Annotated in this window: 16 protein-coding genes; 14 read left to right on the top strand and 2 right to left on the bottom strand. The window is 72.4% G+C overall.

Annotated features, from left to right (window positions below):
• Window positions 1–130 precede the first annotated feature (130 nt).
• The 14 genes from ACFVGO_RS33435 to ACFVGO_RS33370 all read left to right on the top strand — a co-directional run bounded on the left by ACFVGO_RS33435 (window position 131) and on the right by ACFVGO_RS33370 (window position 18572).
• A complete protein-coding gene (locus ACFVGO_RS33435) occupies window positions 131–1264 on the top strand; it encodes a patatin-like phospholipase family protein (protein WP_359908541.1) in 1134 nt (377 codons plus the stop codon).
• Between the two features lie 146 nt (window positions 1265–1410).
• Window positions 1411–1920 (top strand): DUF6912 family protein, encoded by a 510-nt coding sequence (locus ACFVGO_RS33430; protein ID WP_359908538.1) that lies wholly within the window; start codon window positions 1411–1413, stop codon window positions 1918–1920.
• A 47-nt stretch (window positions 1921–1967) separates the two neighbouring features.
• Entirely contained in the window at window positions 1968–2624 is a 657-nt protein-coding gene (locus ACFVGO_RS33425) for an HAD hydrolase-like protein (protein ID WP_359908535.1), read from the top strand.
• Between the two features lie 226 nt (window positions 2625–2850).
• The gene (gene pruA / locus ACFVGO_RS33420; protein ID WP_380357174.1) at window positions 2851–4476 is read left to right on the top strand and encodes an L-glutamate gamma-semialdehyde dehydrogenase; all 1626 of its coding nucleotides are present in this window, start codon (window positions 2851–2853) and stop codon (window positions 4474–4476) included.
• Window positions 4477–4760: 284 nt separating this feature from the next.
• Window positions 4761–9707, top strand: a complete 4947-nt coding sequence (locus ACFVGO_RS33415) for an NAD-glutamate dehydrogenase (protein WP_380635843.1) — start codon at window positions 4761–4763, stop codon at window positions 9705–9707.
• A 420-nt stretch (window positions 9708–10127) separates the two neighbouring features.
• Window positions 10128–11414, top strand: a complete 1287-nt coding sequence (locus ACFVGO_RS33410) for an ATP-binding protein (RefSeq protein ID WP_359908529.1) — start codon at window positions 10128–10130, stop codon at window positions 11412–11414.
• Entirely contained in the window at window positions 11411–11812 is a 402-nt protein-coding gene (locus tag ACFVGO_RS33405; protein ID WP_359908526.1) for a roadblock/LC7 domain-containing protein, read from the top strand. The genes ACFVGO_RS33410 and ACFVGO_RS33405 overlap by 4 nt, the downstream gene beginning before the upstream one ends.
• A complete protein-coding gene (locus ACFVGO_RS33400) occupies window positions 11809–12183 on the top strand; it encodes a DUF742 domain-containing protein (RefSeq protein WP_359908523.1) in 375 nt (124 codons plus the stop codon). The genes ACFVGO_RS33405 and ACFVGO_RS33400 overlap by 4 nt, the downstream gene beginning before the upstream one ends.
• Window positions 12158–12748 (top strand): ATP/GTP-binding protein, encoded by a 591-nt coding sequence (locus tag ACFVGO_RS33395; RefSeq protein ID WP_359908521.1) that lies wholly within the window; start codon window positions 12158–12160, stop codon window positions 12746–12748. Before ACFVGO_RS33400 ends, ACFVGO_RS33395 begins: the two co-directional genes overlap by 26 nt.
• Window positions 12749–12822: 74 nt before the next feature.
• Window positions 12823–14202, top strand: a complete 1380-nt coding sequence (locus ACFVGO_RS33390; protein WP_359908518.1) for a cytochrome P450 — start codon at window positions 12823–12825, stop codon at window positions 14200–14202.
• Window positions 14203–14489: 287 nt separating this feature from the next.
• The gene (locus ACFVGO_RS33385) at window positions 14490–15761 is read left to right on the top strand and encodes a cytochrome P450 (protein ID WP_359908582.1); all 1272 of its coding nucleotides are present in this window, start codon (window positions 14490–14492) and stop codon (window positions 15759–15761) included.
• Window positions 15758–16720: an enoyl-CoA hydratase-related protein gene (locus ACFVGO_RS33380; protein WP_359908515.1), complete on the top strand. Its 963-nt coding sequence runs from the start codon at window positions 15758–15760 to the stop codon at window positions 16718–16720. Before ACFVGO_RS33385 ends, ACFVGO_RS33380 begins: the two co-directional genes overlap by 4 nt.
• 122 nt (window positions 16721–16842) lie before the next feature.
• Entirely contained in the window at window positions 16843–17667 is an 825-nt protein-coding gene (locus ACFVGO_RS33375) for a hypothetical protein (protein ID WP_380635840.1), read from the top strand.
• A 71-nt stretch (window positions 17668–17738) separates the two neighbouring features.
• The gene (locus ACFVGO_RS33370) at window positions 17739–18572 is read left to right on the top strand and encodes a hypothetical protein (RefSeq protein WP_380635839.1); all 834 of its coding nucleotides are present in this window, start codon (window positions 17739–17741) and stop codon (window positions 18570–18572) included.
• A 298-nt stretch (window positions 18573–18870) separates the two neighbouring features.
• Here ACFVGO_RS33370 and ACFVGO_RS33365 read toward each other — a convergent pair whose 3' ends face one another.
• Together ACFVGO_RS33365 and ACFVGO_RS33360 are read right to left on the bottom strand one after the other, a co-directional pair.
• On the bottom strand, window positions 18871–19707 hold the full coding sequence (locus ACFVGO_RS33365) for a hypothetical protein (protein ID WP_359908506.1): 837 nt from the start codon (window positions 19705–19707) through the stop codon (window positions 18871–18873).
• 263 nt (window positions 19708–19970) lie between these two features.
• Entirely contained in the window at window positions 19971–20330 is a 360-nt protein-coding gene (locus ACFVGO_RS33360; RefSeq protein ID WP_359908503.1) for a hypothetical protein, read from the bottom strand.
• Between the last annotated feature and the right edge of the window lie 79 nt (window positions 20331–20409).

Below are 20409 nucleotides of genomic sequence, written 5' to 3'. Positions count from 1 at the left end.
GGGGACGCTCCGACTGGGCGGACCGGGTGGCGGCGCGCGGCCGCCGCGTTGCGCCGTACCGGCCCGGAGCGCACCATCGGACCCTGACCGGGAGCGGACGGCCGGGCTCCCACGACGAGGGGCGGCCGGTATGGCGACACGGGTGGCGGCGGCGTCGGCCGCGGGCACCGCTCGGCCCGCCGCGGGCGGTCCCCGGCGCGGCCTGGTGCTGGGCGGCGGCGGGATGCTCGGCGCGGCGTGGACGGTCGGTGCGCTGTGCGCCGTCGAGGAGGCCACCGGGCGGCAGCCGGGCGAGGCCGACGTCCTGCTCGGCACCTCGGCGGGCGCGATCCTCGCCGCGATGCTGGCCGGCGGCGTCCGCCCCGAGCACCTGCGCGACCACCAGCGCGGCCTGCCGATCACCGAGGGCCCGCTGGCCGGGGTGGACTTCGACTACGACACCGCCGTCGGCGGTGCGCTGCCGCCCCGCCCGCGGGTCGGCATCGGCTCGCCGGGGCTGCTGCGCGACGCCGTCCGGCATCCGCGCGAGTACCCGCTGCTGACCATGGTCTCGGCGCTCGCACCGCACGGCCGGGGCTCGCTGGCGCCGGTCGGCGAGCTGGTGCGAGGCCTGCTCGGCGACACCGGACCGCTCGGCGGCGGTGGACCGGCCGGCGACGACGGCCGGCCGGAGCCCGGCGGCGGGGGATCGCCGCTGCGGGTGGTGGCCGTGGACTACCGCAGTGGCCGCCGGGTCGTCTTCGGCGACCCGGGCGCCCCGGCCGTCCCGGTGCCCGACGCCGTGATGGCCTCCTGCGCGATCCCCGGCTGGTTCGTGCCGGTGCGGCTGGACGGCTCGGCGTACGTGGACGGCGGCTGCTGGTCCGCCACCAATGCCGACCTGATGCTCGGCCGGGGGCTGGACGAGGTGTACGTGCTCGCCCCGATGGCGCTGCGGCTGGACCCCCGGCCGGGGCGGGCCGGGCGGCGGGGCGGGCTCGCGTCCGGCCGCGACACCCTGGCCGCCCTGCGCGAGTGGCGCGCCCGGGAACGCCCCCGCGGCGTGCTCGCCCAGCTGGTGAGCCGCTACCGCCACGCCGTCACCCGGCAGCTGCTGCGCGAGGCCGCGCTGCTGCGGGCCGAGGGCGTCCGGGTGCTGCTGCTCGCGCCGACCCCGGCGGACCTCGCGGCGATGGGCCCGAACATGATGGACCCGGCTCGCCGCGGCGCGGTCCTGGAGAGCGCCCTGCGCACCGGCCGGGAGGCGCTGCGGCCCCGGCGGTGAGGGCCCGGCCCGGGACGGGAGGCGATCACGGGCCGTCCGGCGGCGCCTATTCTTGGGGCGCTGGAGTCTTGGGGCGCCGGAGGATCGGTGCCGCTGGACGAACCCCGCTGGACGAACCCTGCTGGACGAACCGGAGAGTGCCACCGATGCGCGTGTACGTGCCCACCACCCTGACCGGCCTGGCGGCGGCGCGCGAGGGCGGCGCCCTGGACCAGTCCGCCGCGTACGCCGTGACGCCCGCGCTGCGCGAGTGGTACGTCAGCGACGACCTGGAGGAGCTGGAGTACGCGGCGCTGAACCGGGCCGCGCAGTCCTCGCTGCGGCTGCTGGCCGCCGACCCGCAGGCCCCGTGCCGCCGGGTGGTGGTGGCGCTGGACGTGGCCGACGCGTCGGTGCGGCCCTTCCCCGGGGACGAGTACCAGGACCAGGCCTCGCTCGGCCGGGTGGTTCTGGCCGGCCCGGTGCGGCTGGCCAAGGCGGCCGCGGTGCACGCCGACGTGGCCGACGACGAGGTGGTCACGGACGTGGCGGCGGCGGTGGCGGCGGTGGCCGCGGCCGACGCGGGCGACCAGGACGCCCAGTTCACCGTGGACGGCGCGGAGGACCACGACCTGCTCTGGTACGCGACCCAGGAGATCCCCGCCCTGCTCGCGTGAGGTCCGTCCTACCGGCGTGTCACCCGGTCGGGTTACCGTTTCACCCTGTGCGCACTCACATCGTTTGGGACTGGAACGGCACGCTCTTCCACGACATGGAGGCGGTGCTCGGGGCGAGCAATGCCGCGTTCGCGACCGTCGGCATCGAGCCGATGAGCCTCCAGGAGTACCGCGAGCAGTACGAGATCCCGATCCCCCGCTTCTACCAGCGCCTGCTCGGCCGGATGCCCTCCGCGCAGGAGTGGCTGAGTCTCGACGACGCGTTCCACGACCGCTACCGGGAGCTCAGCGCCTCCTGCGGGCTGACCGAGGGCGTGCGCGAGCTGATGGACGGCTGGCGGGCGGCCGGGAACAGCCAGTCGCTGCTGTCGATGTACGAGCACGACGCGCTGCTCCCGCTGGTCGACACCTTCGGCCTGACCGGCGGCTTCCTGCGGGTGGACGGCCGCAGCGGCCCGTCCGGCGGCCAGAAGGCGGAGCACCTGACCCGGCACCTGGCCGCGCTCGGCGAGCGGGTGGACCCGGCCCGTACGGTGCTGATCGGCGACGCCGCGGACGACGCCGTGGCGGCGCTCGGCGCGGGCGCCCACGCGGTGCTCTACACCGGCGGTTCGCACACCCGGGAGAAGCTGGAGCCGGTCGGCGTCCCGGTGGTGGACAGTCTGGCCGAGGCGGTCGAGCTGGCCGGCCGGATCGCGGGCTGAACCCGGGGCCCTGCCGCAGTCCCGTCCCGGACCGCGGGCCCTCCCGCAGTCCCGGGCCGGACCGCGGGCCCTGCCGCCGTCCCGGGCCGGACCCCGGGCCCCGGGAAGCGGGCGGACGTGGCGGGCGCCACGTCCGCCGTCCGCGTGTCTGAACGGGCGGATCGCGCCCCGGCTGGTCAGGCTGGTGTCACACCCGACCAGCCGCCAGGACGGAGCCACCATGCCCATCGACGCAGTCACCGAGGTCCCGGTGCCGGTCAACGAGCCGGTGCACGCGTACGCGCCCGGCAGCCCGGAGCGGGGCCGGCTGGTCCGGCGGCTGGACGAGCTGGCCGCCGAGCAGGTCCCGCTGCCGATGGTCATCGGCGGCGAGCAGCGCTTCGGCGGCGGCGAGCGGATCGAGGTCGTCCAGCCGCACCACCACGCCGCGAAGCTGGGCGTGCTCGGCAACGCCACCCGGGAGGACGCCCGGGCGGCGGTGGACGCGGCGCTGGCCGCCGGGCGGCAGTGGCGCTCGCTCTCCTTCGACGACCGCGCGGCGGTCTTCCTGCGCGCCGCCGACCTGCTCGCCGGCCCCTGGCGGGAGACGCTCAACGCGGCCACCATGCTCGGCCAGTCCAAGACCGCTCAGCAGGCGGAGATCGACTCCGCCTGCGAGCTGATCGACTTCTGGCGGTTCAACGTCCACTTCGCCCGGCAGATCCTGGCCGACCAGCCGGCCTCCTCGCCCGGCGTGTGGAACCGCACCGACCACCGCCCGCTGGAAGGTTTCGTCTACGCGGTCACCCCGTTCAACTTCACCGCGATCGCCGGCAACCTGCCCACCGCCCCGGCGCTGCTGGGCAACACCGTGGTCTGGAAGCCCGCGCCGACCCAGACCCTGGCCGCCCACCACCTGATGCGGCTGCTGGAGGCGGCCGGCCTGCCGCCCGGGGTGATCAACCTGGTGACCGGCGACGGCCTCCAGGTCTCCCCGGTGGCGCTGGCCGACCCGGCGCTCGCCGGGCTGCACTTCACCGGCTCCACCGCCACCTTCCAGTACCTGTGGCAGACCATCGGCGCCAACATCGGCGGCTACCGCACGTACCCGAGGATCGTCGGCGAGACCGGCGGCAAGGACTTCCTGCTGGCCCACCGCTCGGCCGACCCGGAGATCCTCAGGACCGCGCTGATCCGCGGCGCCTTCGAGTACCAGGGCCAGAAGTGCTCGGCGCTCTCCCGCGCCTACCTGCCGCGCAGCCTCTGGCAGCGGATCAAGGACGACTTCCTGGCCGAGGTGGACGCGCTCGCGGTGGGCGACGTGACCGACCTGTCCAATTTCATGGGCGCCCTCATCGACCGGCGCGCCTTCGAGAGGAACCGGGACGCGATCGACCGGGCGAAGGCCGATCCGACGATCGAACTGGCGGCCGGCGGACAGTACGACGACGCGATCGGATGGTTCGTCCGGCCGACCGTGCTGGTCTCCTCCGACCACCGGGGCGAGATCTTCCGGACCGAGTACTTCGGCCCGATCCTCGCCGTCCACGTCTACGAGGACTCCCGCTGGGACGACGTGCTCCGCCGGGTCGACGAGGGCGCCCCGTACGGCCTGACCGGCTCGGTGATCGCGCAGGATCGTTACGCCATCGCCCAGGCCGTCGAGGAGCTGCGCTTCACTGCCGGGAACTTCTACATCAACGACAAGCCGACCGGGGCCGTCGTCGGCCAGCAGCCCTTCGGCGGCGGCCGGGCCTCCGGCACCAACGACAAGGCGGGCGCCGCGCAGAACCTGCTCCGCTGGACCTCCGCACGGTCGATCAAGGAGTCCTTCGTCCCGCCGACGCACCACGGCTACCCGCACATGGGCTGAGAGTGAACACCGGACTCCGGTTTGGACATGCTGTCCAGGACGGACCCGACTTCCTGCGGGTTTGCGCCTACCTGTCCCTGTCCACCTTCGATTGATCCGGTTAGGCTGGCTGGCGTCGTCGGGTGGCTGCAGGACGAATGAGTCGTCCTACCCGCTGGGAGGACGTTTCATGCGCGCCATGAGCCCCTTTCAGTCGGATGGTGCGGCAGGATTGCGGTGACCCGTCGGTGTACATCCACACACCACCGAGTCACGCAACGGCGCGCGACAGGAGCCAAGAAGTCATGCAGACCAAGCTGGACGCAGCCAAGGCCGAACTGCTCAAGAAGGCAGCCGCAGCCGCTGAGAACAGCCAGGTGGGGGGAGCGGCGCCGGGGGAAGGTCTGAGCAATGGCGCTCTGACCGCGTACCTGCACCACTACTACCTCCACACCGCGCCCGAGGACCTGGTCGACCGCGACCCGGTCGACGTCTACGGCGCGGCCGCCTCCCACTACCGGCTGGGCCTCAAGCGCCCGCAGGGCACCGCCGAGGTGCGGGTCCACACCCCCTCGGTCGAGGAGAACGGCTGGTCCTGCGGCCACACCGTGGTCGAGGTCGTCACCGACGACATGCCCTTCCTGGTCGACTCCGTCACCAACGAGCTGTCCCGCCAGGACCGCGCGATCCACATCGTGATCCACCCCCAGCTGGTCGTCCGCCGTGACATCACCGGCAAGCTGCTGGAGATCCTGGACGTCGACGCCTGCTCCCGCAGCCAGGCCGCCGGCACCGACTGGCCGGCCGACGCGACCGTCGAGTCGTGGATGCACATCGAGGTCGACCGCGAGACCGACCGCGAGGACCTGCGCTCCATCGAGGCCGACCTGCGCCGCGTGCTCGGCGACGTCCGCGAGGTCGTCGAGGACTGGGGCAAGATGCGCGAGAGCGCGCTGCGCCTGGCCGACGAGCTGGCCGAGGAGCCCCCGGCCGGCCTGCCCGAGCAGGAGGTCGGCGAGGCCTGGGAGCTGATGCGCTGGCTCGCCGACGACCACTTCACCTTCCTCGGCTACCGCGAGTACGACCTGGTCGAGCACGAGGGCGAGGAGGTCCTCAAGGCCGTCGCCGGGACCGGCCTCGGCATCCTGCGCGCCGACCCGCACAGCCACGACGACGCCCACCACGCGGTCAGCGAGGCCTTCGGCCGGCTCTCCGCGCCGGTGCGCGCCAAGGCCCACGAGAAGAAGCTCCTCGTCCTGACCAAGGCCAACAGCCGGGCCACCGTGCACCGCCCGTCCTACCTGGACTACGTCGGCGTGAAGAAGTTCAACGCCGCCGGCGAGCCGATCGGCGAGCGCCGCTTCCTCGGCCTGTTCTCCTCCGCCGCCTACACCGAGTCGGTCACCCGCATCCCGGTCGTGCGCCGCAAGGTCCAGGAGGTGCTGGAGGAGTCCGGCTTCTCCAGCGAGAGCCACGACGGCCGCGACCTGCTCCAGATCATGGAGACCTTCCCGCGGGACGAGATCTTCCAGACCCCGGCCTCCGAGCTGCTCTCCATCGCGACGAGCGTGCTCTACCTCCAGGAGCGCCGCAAGCTGCGGCTGTTCCTGCGCCAGGACGAGTACGGGCGCTACTTCTCGGCGTTCATCTACCTGCCGCGCGACCGCTACACCACGCGCATCCGGCTGCTGATCACCGACATCCTCAAGGAGGAGCTGAACGGCGCCACCATCGACTACACGGTGTACGCCACCGAGTCGGTGCTGACCCGCCTGCACTTCGTGGTCCGGGTCGCCCCGGGCACCGAGCTGCCGCACCTCTCCGACACGGACATCGAGCGGATCGAGAACCGGCTGGCCGAGGCCGCGCGGTTCTGGATGGACGGCTTCCACGACCAGCTGCACACCGAGCTGGGCGAGGAGAAGGCGGCCGAACTCGGCCACAAGTACGCCAACGCCTTCCCCGACGGCTACCGCGCCGACTTCCCGCCGCGCACCGCCGTCGCCGACATCAAGCAGATCGAGTCGCTGCACGGCGAGGGCGACTTCCGCCTCAACCTGTACCAGCCGGTCGGCGCCGGCGACGACGAGCGCCGCTTCAAGATCTACCGGGTCGGCGGCCCGATCTCGCTCACCGAGGTCCTGCCGGTGCTCCAGCGCCTGGGCGTCGAGGTGTTGGACGAGCACCCGTACGCGCTGCGCCGCTCCGACGGCACCACCGCGTGGGTCTACGACTTCGGCCTGAAGCTGCGCGAGGCCACCGAGCTCACCGACGAGGCCCGCGAGCGCTTCCAGGAGACCTTCGCCGCCACCTGGACCGGCAAGGCCGAGAACGACGGCTTCAACGAGCTGGTGCTGACCGCCGGGCTGACCTGGCGCCAGGCGATGATGCTGCGCACGTACGCCAAGTACCTGCGCCAGGCGGGCTCCACGTTCTCCCAGGACTACATGGAGGACGCGCTCCGCAACAACACCCACACCACCCGCCTGCTGGTCAACCTGTTCGAGGCCCGGCTGAGCCCGAGCCACCGTTCGGGCGCCCTGGAGCTGACCGAGGGCATCGTGGAGGAGCTGTCCGGCGCCCTCGACGAGGTCGTCTCGCTGGACGAGGACCGCATCCTGCGCTCCTTCCTGAACCTCATCAGGGCCACCCTGCGGACCAACTTCTTCCAGCGCACCGCCTCCGGCGAGTGGCACTCCTACGTGTCGATGAAGTTCGACCCGAAGGCCATCCCGGACCTGCCGGCCCCGCGCCCGGCGTTCGAGATCTGGGTCTACTCGCCGCAGGTCGAGGGCGTCCACCTGCGCTTCGGCAAGGTCGCCCGCGGCGGCCTGCGCTGGTCCGACCGGCGCGAGGACTTCCGCACCGAGATCCTGGGCCTGGTCAAGGCTCAGATGGTCAAGAACACCGTCATCGTCCCGGTCGGCGCCAAGGGCGGCTTCGTCGCCAAGCAGCTGCCGGACCCGACGGTCGACCGCGACGCCTGGCTGGCCGAGGGCGTCTCCTCGTACAAGACCTTCATCTCGGCGCTGCTCGACATCACCGACAACCTGGTCGGTGGCGAGGTCGTGCACCCGGCCGACGTGGTCCGCCACGACGAGGACGACACCTACCTGGTCGTCGCCGCCGACAAGGGCACCGCGACCTTCTCGGACATCGCCAACGGCGTCGCCGAGTCCTACGGCTTCTGGCTGGGCGACGCGTTCGCCTCCGGCGGCTCGGCCGGCTACGACCACAAGGGCATGGGCATCACCGCCCGCGGCGCCTGGGAGTCGGTCAAGCGCAACTTCCGCGAGCTCGGCGTCGACACCCAGACCGAGGACTTCACCGTCATCGGCATCGGCGACATGTCCGGCGACGTCTTCGGCAACGGCATGCTGCTCAGCGAGCACATCCGCCTGGTCGCCGCCTTCGACCACCGCCACATCTTCTTGGACCCGAACCCGGACGCGGCCTCCTCGTACGCCGAGCGCCGCCGGCTGTTCGAGCTGCCGCGCAGCTCCTGGGACGACTACGACAAGTCGCTGATCTCGGCCGGCGGCGGGGTGTACCCCCGGTCGGCCAAGGCGATCCAGCTGACCCCGCAGGTCCGGGCCGCGCTCGGCGTCGAGGCGGCCAAGCTGACCCCGGCCGAGCTGATGCGGGCGGTCCTCCAGGCCCCGGTCGACCTGTTCTGGAACGGCGGCATCGGCACCTACGTCAAGGCGTCCAGCGAGACCAACGCCGAGGTCGGCGACAAGTCCAACGACGCCATCCGGGTCAACGGCGAGCAGGTCCGCGCCCGGGTCATCGGCGAGGGCGGCAACCTCGGCTGCACCCAGCTCGGCCGCATCGAGTACGCGGCCACCGGCGGCCCGGAGGGCACCGGCGGCTGGATCGACACCGACGCGATCGACAACTCCGCCGGTGTGGACACCTCGGACCACGAGGTCAACATCAAGATCCTGCTCAACCAGGTCGTCGCCGAGGGCGACATGACGGTCAAGCAGCGCAACGTCCTGCTGGCCGAGATGACCGACGAGGTCGGCCACCTGGTGCTGCGCAACAACTACGCGCAGAACGTCGTGCTGGCCAACGCCGTCGCCCAGGCGCACAGCATGGTCAACGTGCACGCCCGGATGATCAGCCGCTTCGAGTCGGCCGGCCAGCTGGACCGCGGCCTGGAGTTCCTGCCCACCGAGCGCCAGATCCGTGAGCGCCAGCAGAACGGCCGCGGCCTCTCGCAGCCCGAGATGTCCGTCCTGCTCGCGTACACCAAGATCATCCTGGCCGAGGAGCTGCTGGCCACCGAGCTGCCGGACGACCCGTTCTTCCGCAGCGCGCTGCACGAGTACTTCCCGAGCGCGCTGCGGGCGAAGTTCGCCGACGCGATCGACAACCACGCGCTGCGCCGCGAGATCATCACCACGCTGATCGTCAACGACACGATCAACCGCGGTGGCTGCACCTTCGCCTTCCGCCTGAAGGAGGAGACCGGCGCGACCTACGAGGAGATCGCCCGGACGCACACCGCCGCGCGGGCCGTCTTCGACCTGGAGCCGATCTGGGCCGAGATCGAGGACCTGGACAACAAGGTCCCGGCCCGGGTGCAGACCAAGATGCGCCTGCACTCGCGGCGCCTGGTCGAGCGCGCCACCCGGTGGATGCTCAACAACCGCCGCCAGCCGCTCGACATCGCCGGCACCATCGAGTTCTTCCACGACCGCGTCAACCAGGTCTGGGCCTCGCTGCCCAAGCCGCTGCGCGGAGAGGACCTGACCTGGTTCGAGTCCGTGTACGGCGAGCTCGCCGCGGCCGGGGTGCCGGAGGAGCTGGCCACCCGGATCGCCGGCCTCTCCTCGGTCTTCCCGACCCTGGACGTCGCCGAGGTCGCGGACCGCTCCGGCAAGGACGTCGCCGAGGTCGCCGACCTCTACTACGACCTGGGCGACCGGCTCCAGATCTCGCACCTGCTCGACCGCATCATCGAGCTGCCCCGCACCGACCGCTGGTCGTCGATGGCCCGGGCCGCGATCCGCGAGGACCTCTTCGCGGCGCACGCGGCGCTGACCGCCGACGTCCTGGCCTGCGGCGCCGAGGGCGCCACCCCGGAGGAGCGGTACACCGCCTGGGCCGAGCTCAACTCGACCCTGCTGAACCGCGCCAAGAGCACCCTCGACGACATAAGGGGTTCGGACAACTACGAGCTGTCCAGCCTCTCGGTCGCGATGCGCGTCATCCGCACCCTGCTGCGCACCGGTTCGATGCGCTGACGGACGGCTGCACCGGAGGGGCCCGCGTCCACGGACGCGGGCCCCTTCCGCATGCGCGGCCGCCGTGTCCGGAGGGCCGTCGATTCCGGGGCGTGACGGCGCAATCACCCTGCGCGCGAATCGAAGTGTGGTCGGGACGTGTCCCTGTGGTTAACGCGGCGTCACGAATGCCGTCATTTCTTGTCAGAGTTCCCAGCAAGTCGTGGAATTTCGCCCCAACTGCCCTTTTTGGTATCTGTTCTGACATGGCATGAGTTGCAGTAGGCTGACTCCGCGATAGGCGTCGCCGCAGGTCTCGTGCCGGAATGCACTTCGATGTGATGTGACATCAGGTGCCTTTCGGGGAGGTTCGGGCCGCCAGTCCCATTCGCGTTTCGGGGCCCGGACCGGCTCCACGCGATGCCACCTGAAGAGAGTTTCATGACGTCATTTGTGCAGGAACCCTTTTTCTGGGTCTTCATCGTGGTGATGCTCGCAGCCGTCGGAGCGGCCCTCCAGGCCCGCAGGACGAACCTCGCCCTGCGGCGGCGCAACGCCTCCCTGGAGGAGACGAGCGCCCTGGCACAGCGCCGGAGCGACGAGCTCGCCGCGCTGCACGACCACCTGCAGGGCCAGCACGCGTCCGAGCTGACCGCCGTCCGCCGGGACGCCGAGGAGGACACCAAGGCCGTCCTCAAGTCGGCGATGCGGACGCTCCAGGGCCTGGCCGACGAGCAGCAGGTCGTCATCGACAAGGTGCAGCGGAAGTACGGCGACAGCCCGCAGATCCTCGCCGACCTGATGACGATCGACCACACGAACAGCCAGTTCGGCCGGCGCGCCCAGGGCATCGCGGTGCTCTGCGGCGGCTGGCTGGGCCGCCGAGAGAGCGTCGCCTCGGTCTACGACGTGGTCCGCAGCGCCCAGGGCCGGATCCGGCACTTCGACCGGGTGCGGATCCACTCCCGGGTCAGCGTCTCGCTCGCCAGCAAGGTCGTCGAGCCGGTCGCCGTGGTGCTGTCCGAGCTGCTCGCCAACGCGACCAACTACTCCGCCCCGGACACCCCGGTGGAGGTCAGCGTCCAGGCCGTCCCCACCGGCGTCTGCCTGATCATCGACGACGCCGGCCTCGGCATGGGCCAGGAGGAGAAGGACCGCGCGGCACTGCTCCTCAACCCGGGCGCGCCGATCGGCCTCACCAGCCTGGGCAACCCCCCGAAGTTCGGCTTCGCCGTCTCCGGCATGCTGGCCGCCCGCTACGGCTTCCGGGTCTCCGTCGACTCGGTCTCCCCGTACGGGGGTGTGCGCGCCGTGGTGCTGCTGCCCGCCGAGCTGCTCAGCAGCGAGGTCGCGGCCCCGCCCGTCGCCGAGCACACCGACTACACCGACTACCAGGCCCAGGCCGCGCCGGTGGAGCAGCCCGCGCAGTCCTGGGCGCCGGGAGCCGGCCAGCGGCTGGTGTCGCTCTCCGAGCCGGCGGCGCCCCTGGCCCCGGTGCCGGCGCCGTACGCGGCGACGGCGGGACCGGAGACCACCGCGGACGGACTGCTGCCCCGGCGCCGCCGCCAGCGCCCCGTGTCGGTCGTCCCCAACCCGCTGGACCCCGGTCGGGCCGAGGAGCCGGTGCGGAGCACCGGCCAGCACACGCCGTCCCGCCTCGGCGCGTTCCAGCGCGGCACGCTGTCCGGGCGCAACACCATGACCACGGAAGGAACCGAGATCCAGTGAGCCGTGATCTTTCCTGGGTGCTCAACGACGTACTCCAGGTACCCGGCGCCCGGCACGCCATCCTCGTCTCCGCCGACGGCCTCCTGCTCGAACGCTCCAGCGAGATCGGACGCGACGAGGCGGAGACCAACGCCGCCGCGATGAGCTCGATGCAGTCGCTGAGCCGCGCGGTCGCCCCGTTCGTCGGCGGAGGCGGCGGGCTCTGGCGCCAGACCCTGCTGGAGTACGACCACGGCTGGATCTTCCTGATCGCGGCCGGCAGCGGCGCGTACCTGGCCGCCTCCACCGCCCCCGACGTCGACATGGAGGCGATGTCCTTCCGGATGCAGCAGCAGGTGGGCGCGCTCGGACGGGCGATGTCGGCGGCGCCGCGCCAGAGCACGCTCAGCGGCTCATGACGGCCGGCGGCGAGGAACAGCGGGTCACCGGCGGCTTCATCCGCTCCTACGTCATCACCGGTGGACGCGAATTACCGAATGCGGACGACCTGTCTCTGATCACCTTGGTCACCGTCGCGCCCGAGCAGGACCTCCCCGCCCTGCCGAGCCCCGAAACCCGGGCGATCTGGGAGCTGTGCTCCGGCGGCTACCTCTCGGTGGCCGAGGTCGCGGCCCGGCTGGAGCTGCCGGTCGGGGTCGTGAGGCTGCTGCTGACGGACCTGATCCGGGAGGGACGGCTGCTGCGCCGGTCGGCCCCGCCCCCGGCCCAGGCCCCGGACCCGAGACTTCTAGAGAAGGTACTGCATGGACTTCAACGCCGGTTCGCCTGAGGACATCTACGTCCCCGGCGCGGTGACGACCGCTGTCAAGATCCTGGTCGTGGGGCACTTCGCGGTCGGCAAGACCACGCTCATCGGGGCGCTGTCGGAGATCGCCCCGCTGAGCACCGAGGAGAGCATGACGCAGGCGTCCATCCGCGTCGACGACCTCCGTGGCGTACCGGACAAGAAGACCACGACCGTCGCCCTGGACTTCGGCCGGCTGACCCTCGGCGACGACCTGGTGCTGTACCTGTTCGGCACGCCGGGACAGCAGCGGTTCATGCAGCTCTGGGAGGACATGGCGCGGGGGGCGCTGGGCGCCCTGCTGCTGGCCGACCCGACCCGCCTCGCGGACACCTTCCCCGTCATCGACCTGATCGAGCAGTACGGCCTGGAGTACGCGGTGGCGGTCAACAGCTTCGACCGGCAGAGCGACTACACCGAGGACCAGCTCCGCGAGGCGCTCGACCTGCTGCCGCACACGCCGGTGGTGTTCTGCGACGCGCGGGACCAGCGGTCCTCGGCCGACGCCCTGCTGACGCTCGTCCGGCACCTGCTCGAACGCGCCTCCTGACCTCCCCCACGCCTCCCTCCCCTCACGTCTCCCGGGTCCGCACCCGCCCGGGGCCACCCCCCAAGGAACGACCCATGGAATCTCTGCAGCGACCCGTCCCGCAGTCGCCTCCGCCGGGCTGCCCGATGCACGTCGGCGTGAGCACGCCGCTCTACGGGGAGATGTTCTCGGCCGACCCCGACGCGGTCTACGACAAGCTGCGCGCCCACGGTCCCGCCGCGCCGGTGGAGTTGGCCCCCGGGGTGGACGCCACCCTGGTCACCTCGCACGAGGCCGCCCTGCGGGTGCTGCAGAACCCGGGGATGTTCGCCCGGGACTCGCGGCGCTGGGCGGCGCTCAACGAGGGCCGGGTGCCGATGGACAGCCCCGTCCTGCCGATGATGTTCTACCGGCCCAACTGCCTCTTCACGGACGGCGCCGAGCACCTGCGGCTGCGCAAGGCCGTCACCGAGAGCCTGGACCGGCTCAACGACAACCGGCTCAACCGGCACGTCGAGCGGATCGCCGGCTACCTGATCGACCAGTTCAGCGCGCTGGGCCGGGCCGACCTGCTGAACGACTACGCCAAGCTGCTGCCGCTGCTGCTGTTCAACCAGCTGTTCGGCTGCCCGGCCGACATCGGCGACCGGCTGACCCGCAGCATGTCCGCGCTCTTCGACGGCCTCGACGTGATCCAGGCCAACGAGGAGCTGACCTCCTGCCTGATGGACCTGGTCGCGCTGAAGCGCCGCCAGCCGGGCGACGACATCACCTCCTGGCTCATCCAGCACCCGGCCGGCCTGCGGGACGAGGAGCTCAAGGACCAGCTGGTCATGCTGATGGGCGCCGGCGTCGAGCCCGAGCGCAACCTGATCGGCAACGCGCTGCTCCTGCTGCTGTCCGGCGAGGGCGGCTCCGGACTGCGCATCGAGGACGCCCTCGACGACGTGCTGTGGAACAACCCGCCGATCGCCAACTACGCGACGCACTACCCGATGCAGGACCTCAACCTGGGCGGCGTCCCGATGGACGCCGGCAGCCCGGTGGTGATCAGCTTCGCCGCCGCCAACAGCGACCCCGCGCTCACCGACGCCCGGCTGACCCTCAGCAAGGGGGCCCACCTGGCCTGGGGCGCCGGCCCGCACGCCTGTCCGGCCAAGTCCCCGGCCCAGCTGATCGCCCTGAGCGCCATCGAGTGCCTGCTCAACGCGCTCCCGGACGTCACGCTCGCGGTTCCCGCGGAGCGCGTGGAGTGGCGGCCGGGCCCGTTCCAGCGCGGCCTGGTCTCGCTGCCGGTGCGGTTCAGTCCGGTGGCCGCCCGCACCGCGCGGCCGGTCGCGGACCCCGCCCCGGCCCCCTCGCCGGCCGGCTCCGAGCAGGCGCAGGCGTACCCGCAGCCCACCGCCGCCGCGCCCGCCCGGGCGCCGCAGAAGAAGGGCTGGTGGAGCTCCTTCCTGGACGTCTTCCGGGTCTGAATCCGGGTCCGGTCCCGGGCCCGATTTCGGGTCTGATCCCGGGCCCGATTTCGGGTCTGATCCCGGGCCCGATCCGGGGCCTGATTCAGGGCCCCGGGCGTCCGGGGCCCCGGGGATCCCGGTCCGACGCGCCGCCGGAAGCCGCCCGGTCACCGCGAGGTGAACGGCGTGCGACGGCGGTGCAGTACGTGACGTGGGCAACACGGATCGACGCTTGAGCGCGCTGTTGCTGGGTAGTACGCCGCCGTACTGCCCGCCCGCGTGTTGAAGGAGCCCGTGTGACCGCCATGTTGGAAGCCCGCCCCGCGGAGTCGGAGCACCCTGACGGCAGGGTCGACCGCCGTGCCGCCGTCCCGCTGCTGCGGAGGCTGCGGTCGGCCGAGGGGCTCGCCGATCCGAGCCCGGTCTACGACGGGCTGCGGGCGCTCGGGGACCTCGTCCCGGCGCCCTGGGGCGGCTACCTGGTCACCGGCTACGAGGCGTGCGACCAGGTCCTGCGCGGCAGGACCTGGCTCGTCCCCGACTTCGCCTGGCAGGAGCGGCAGACCGGGACGGAGCGCTGGGAGGCCGTCGCCACCCAGGAGATGAGCCGCACCCTCTCCCGGCTCAACGCCCCCGAGCACACCCGGCAGCGGCGCAGCCTCGGGAGCCTCTTCGACCGGAACACGCTGCGGGACATGGCGCCGGAGATCGAGGCCGACGTCACGGGGCTGCTCGACCGCCTGGCCGAGCGAATACGGACGGACGGCGAGGCGGACTTCGCCACCGTGGTCGGCGAGCAGCTGCCGATCGGCACCGTCGGTCGCTGGCTGGGCATCGCGCCCGCGGACTACCCGCACATCCTGACGATGACCCACAACCAGGTGCACGCCCAGGAACTGCTGCCCACCAAGAGCCAGCTGGCGGTCTCCGAGCAGGCCACCATGGACCTGCGCGAGTACTTCACCCGCCTCGTCCGGGAACGCCGCGAGAACGACGGCGACGACGTGATCGCCGGCTGGATCCGCACCTGGGACGGGCTGGAGTCCGACCGCGAGGCCACCGACCGGATGGTCTACCAGCTCACCATGTTCGTCACCATCGCCTCGCTGGAGACCACGGCGACGCTGCTCTCCTCGCTGGTGTGGCAGCTGCTGCAGTCGCCGGGCCGGTGGGAGTGGCTGCGGGAGCGGCCCGAGCACATCGACGAGGCGATCGACGAGGCGCTGCGCTACGACCCGCCGATCCGCGTCAACAGCCGCGTCGCGGGCGAGGACACCGTGCTGGCCGGGACGTTCCTCCCCAAGGACACCATGGTCCACGTGATGTACGGCGCGGCCAACCGCGATCCGCGCCGCAACCCGGACCCGCACACCTTCGACCCGCTCCGCCGGGGCACCCACCTCACCTTCGGCGGCGGCGCCCACTACTGCCTCGGCGCGGGCCTGGCCCGGCTGGAGGCGCGCGCCCTGCTCGGCCAGCTGCTGGAGCGCTTCCCGACGCTGCGGGCGGTGAGCCCGCCGGAGCACGCGCCCCGGATGGTCTTCCACCGGGTGACGTCCCTGAGAGTGGCCGCATGAACGTCTCCTCGCAGGCTCCCCAGTACCACCCGTACGCGATGCGGCCCCCGTACCCGGCGAACCCCCCGGCGCCCACCGGCTGGTACGCCCAGCCCGAGCCGGCCTCCGCCCTGGCACCCGAGCCGGCACCCGCTTTGGGCCCCGCTTCGGCACCCGAGCCGGCCTCCGAGCCGGCACCCGGGCCCGCGCCGGTCCGTACGGTCCGTTCCGAGCTCCGGGGAGCGGTGCTCCACGTCGAGCTGGACAGCCCGGAGACCGGGAACGCCGTCACCTCCGCCATGCTGGACGAACTCCTCGCCCTCCTCGCCGTGCCCGACCCGGCCGTGCGGGTGATCGTGCTGTCCGCTGCGGGCCGGGACTTCTGCCTCGGCGGCGACCGCGAGGAACTCTTCGCGGGCCTGGACGAGGACCCGACCGGCGGCCGGATACGCAGCTACGGGGACAGGGCGCGCAGGGTCTGCGACGCCCTCACCAACAGCCCCGCCGTGACCGTCGCACGGGTCCAGGGCCGGGCGACCGGCGCCGGCTTCGCCCTGGCGCTCGCCTGCGACCTGCGGGTCGGCGCCGACAACGCCGTCTTCCGGCTGCCCGAGCTGGCCCTGGGCCTGCCCGTCGCCTGGGGCGGGCTGCTGCCCCGCCTGCTCCACGAGGTCGGCGCGGCCCGGGTCCGGGAGATCATCCTCACCGGCCGGCCGGTCGGCGCGGTGGAGGCGCGGGAGCTCGCCATCCTGCAGCGGGTCGTCCCCGAGCAGGACCTGGACGGGGCGGTGGACGAGTGGGCCAGGCCCGTCACGCGCCGCCCCGAGGCCGCCCTGCGGGTCACCAAGACGCTGCTCGCCTCGCACGCGTCGGCCACCCGGCTGGCCGACGCCTCCGTGCTCGACTCCGAGCTGATGGCCTCGGTCCTCGCCGCCGCCCACTACACCCGCGGCCTCGCCGCCCGGCCCCCGGCCTCCTGACGCGTGCGTGCGGAAGGGGCCCGCGTCCTCGCGCGGGCCCCTTCCGTACGTGGGGAAAACGATTGTGGATCGTGCCCGCACGTTCGCTACCGTGTGCGATCGACGAAGGGGAGGGGATCACCGTGGGGACGATCCGCAACACCCGTGCGGCGGTGGCCGTACTGACGATGGCTCTGGTCGTGGCCGGGGCGGCGGCCTGCGAGGGCGGCGGGGGCGACGAGGGCGGCGCGGGGAAGGCCGGTGCGAGCGCGGCGGCCGCCACGCCACCGCAGCCGTTCGGCGCGAACGGCTACCGGGGGCTGCAGCTGTCGATGACCAAGGACGAGGTGCTCGCCGCCGGAGCCCTGGAGCCGTCGCCGGTCTCGGTGCTGAACGGCTGCACCGACTACGCGTACAAGGGCGGCCCGGCGCCGGATCCGGTCCGGATGGCGAACGAGGCGGAGGTCCACGCGAAGGCCGGCAAGGCGCTGGCCAGGATGGACGAGATGAGGGCGAAGCGGAAGACGCTCCCGCCGCTGGCGGCCGGGGCCTCGCTGAAGGAGCTGCAGGAGCACAGCGCGCGCCTCCAGGAGCAGCTCCAGCAGGATGCCGCCGACCAGAAGGAGTTCGCCGAGCTCCAGAAGGACCTGGACCTCGTCACGCCCGCCCGCAAGGCCCGGGACGAGGCCCTCAGGGCCACCGGCCGGGTCAACTTCGGCACCGAGGGCCTGCGCCAGGTGGTGGCGCCCGCGGACGCCCGCACCGCCGAGGGCGTCGGCGCGGGTTCGACGGAGGAGGAGCTCAAGCGCGCCTACGAGGGCAAGGAGCTCAAGCCGACCAAGGGCGGCACGTACGAACTCCCGGCCGAGAGCGGCAGCGGCGGCCCGGACTGGTTCTACGAGTTCACCGTGGCCGACGGCAAGGTCGCCGGGCTCGCCCTGGTGAAGCACAACACCTACTGCGCCTGAGAAACCGGTTGTGGATCGTGGCCGCACTCTCGGTACGGTGACCCTTGAAAGATCACGTGGGGGTTTGTGACATGGGGAAGAACCGGGCCACGGTCCGCGCGGTGGGCGTGGGCATCTCGGTAGTACTGCTGGCCGCCTCAGCGACGGCCTGTTCGTCCGACGACAAGAAGGACTCGGCGAAGGCCGAGGGCGCCGCTGCGGCACCCTCGGCGGCGCCGACGACGAAGGGCCCGGAGGCCTTCGCGGCGGCTGGGTACCAGGGGCTCAAGCCGGGCATGGCCAAGGAGGCCGGGCTGGCCACCGGCGCCCTGGAGCCGTCACCGGTCTCGCTGCTCGGCGGCTGCACGGACTTCGTCTACAAGGGCGGCCCGGCACCGGACCAGGCCCGGATGGCCGCCGAGGCGGCCACCGAGGCCCGCTACAAGGACCTCAGCGCCAAGGCCGACGCGGCCAGCGGCAAGGCGCCCGCCCCGGCGGGCACCCTGCCGCCGAACGCCTCTGCCAAGGACGCGGCGGCCGCCGCCGCGGGCTCGGCCGCCGGGGCCAAGGACTCGGCCGCCGCCGCCAAGCTGATCGCCGACTCGACGATGGCCCTGGTCGACCTGAGGGTGGCACAGGAGGCCAAGGACAAGGCGTACCTGACCACCGGCCGGGTCTCCTTCGCGGAGGCGGGCCTGCGCGAGCTGGCCGCCCCGGCGGAGGCGAAGACGGCCGAGGGCATCAGCGCCGGCTCCACCCTGGAGGCGCTCCAGCAGGCGTACGGCGCCAAGGGCCTCCAGCAGGACAAGAGTGGCAAGTACGTGCTGCCGGTCGAGGGCCAGCAGGGCTGGCAGTACGAGTTCACCGTGGATGGCGCGAAGGTCGCCGGGATGGCCGTGGTGAACCGCGACATCAAGTGCGCCTGACGGCCTGACCGGCTTGGTGGCTTGGCGGCTTGACCGCCTGGCGGCCCGACCGGCCGGCGGCGGAGGCCCCGACGAACCACCGGGTTCGTCGGGGCCTTTGCCGTACTCCGGTGGGAACCCGGCGGCCCGTGCGGACAGGTGGGAGCGTGCAACCGTCACAGCGGGCCCGATGGAGGAGCGGCGACCGACGGGCGTTCGGGGAGCTGTTCGCCGGCCCCGGCCCCGGCGCCCGCCCGTAGCGGGACCGCAACCGGGGGAGGGGCCGTGGAGCGCTGAACCGGCGCAGGGCGTGCGGCGGTCAGCCGCTGCCCGCCGCGATGAGCGGTTCGTGCCGCCCGCGCAGGGCCGAGCGGGCCCGGGCGACGCCGCCGGGGGTGGCGGGGGCTCCCGTGCCGACGGCGACGGTTCTCGCGCCGAGGCCCGCGCAGGCGCGGCAGATTCCCGGCCGGGGCACCGGATCGTGGCAGCGGCCGCACTCGGTGTACGGCGTCGGCGGGGGCGCTTCGGGGCGTTCCGGCGGCAGCTTGCGCCGCAGCCGGTCCCGGAGGATCGCCGTGGGGGAGTGCATCGGCTGGGGCAGCCCGGGGAGCAGGGCGTGGGCCAACCCGGCTTCGTCGCAGCCTCGTTCCAGCCACTGCGCGACGAGCGGAGCCAGCGTTCGCGCCTCGGCCTCGCCGAGGCGCAGACGGGGTTCGGGCCGGATCACCCGGAACAGCGTGGCCACGGCGGCCCGCGTCCGTTCATCCGGGAGGGTGGGTTCTTGCCCCGGGTCCTTTACGGGAGGGGTGACAGTGATGCCGGTCCCTCGACCACCGGAGGCCGGGCGGGGGACAGCCGGTTCGGGCTGCGGGGTGTCGAAGACATGGGCCTCGGACCGGACCGTTCCGTCGGCCATCCGGACCCTGTCGACCCGGTAGTACCCGGCGTCCTTCAGTTCTTTGAGCGCCCGTCGGACGGCACCCCGCCCCTGCGGACTGCTGTCCGCCATCTGCCGCCCGTCCTCCCGCCAACCGTCCGGACGGGAGAGGAGGTCGGCGAGGAGGCCCCGGGCGGTGTAACTCAGCCGCCGGTCCTGCAACAGGCCGTTCGGAAGCACGGTGAATGCGCGCACGTGCGCGCTACGATGAATCTGCATCTGGAGTCCTGCTCCTGGTGCCCGACCCCGGGGTGTGTCACCACCGCCGGGGTCTCCTATGTTCTGTTGATGATGCGGAAAGTAGCACAACGACTACACGGAGTGCGAGTCATTCGTGTGAGGCCCGGGCCCCGCAGCAAGTACGCCCCCCACCGTTGCGTGGGAAGTCGGTCCCGCCGACTTCCCACGCATCCCGTCCCACCCGGCGGCCTCGGGCCCCACCCCCGCCCATCGGCACGGGGGGCGGGGGTGGAGCGCGATACTCAAGGACGAGTGCGTTCGATCGCCTCGAAGATGTCCGCATCGGTCTCCTGCTGCCACGACGGCAGATCGACCCAGTCAGCGACGTAGCCCGGCTTCGGATTCTCGATGTGCTTGTGGATCTGAGCGATCCAACACGTCGCGACGAATCGGCTCTTCTGCTCCCGGGTGAGCTTTGACGTGTTGCCGCCGCTCACGATGATGAAGTCACGGACCTGGCCGAAGACGGCGGCGGCGCACTCCCGCTCCCACTCAGGAGTCTCGTCCCATGCGGCGACATAGCCTGCTTTCGGCTCGCCCGGATAGTGCTTCGACACACCGGCGATCCACGCTTCGCGGAAGAATTGCCCGTCGGACGGCATGAATTGCTCCTTCGTCAGGCGACGTTGTCAAGCGCCGAAATCTGCTGGTACAGGGCTGAGGCGCGACTATCGGCCGCGA

The organism is Kitasatospora sp. NPDC057738 (assembly GCF_042798815.1).
Lineage (GTDB): Bacteria > Actinomycetota > Actinomycetes > Streptomycetales > Streptomycetaceae > Kitasatospora > Kitasatospora lactacystinica.
Note: the sequence above shows the minus strand (reverse complement) of the source record. Positions and strands in the feature narration are given on the sequence as shown.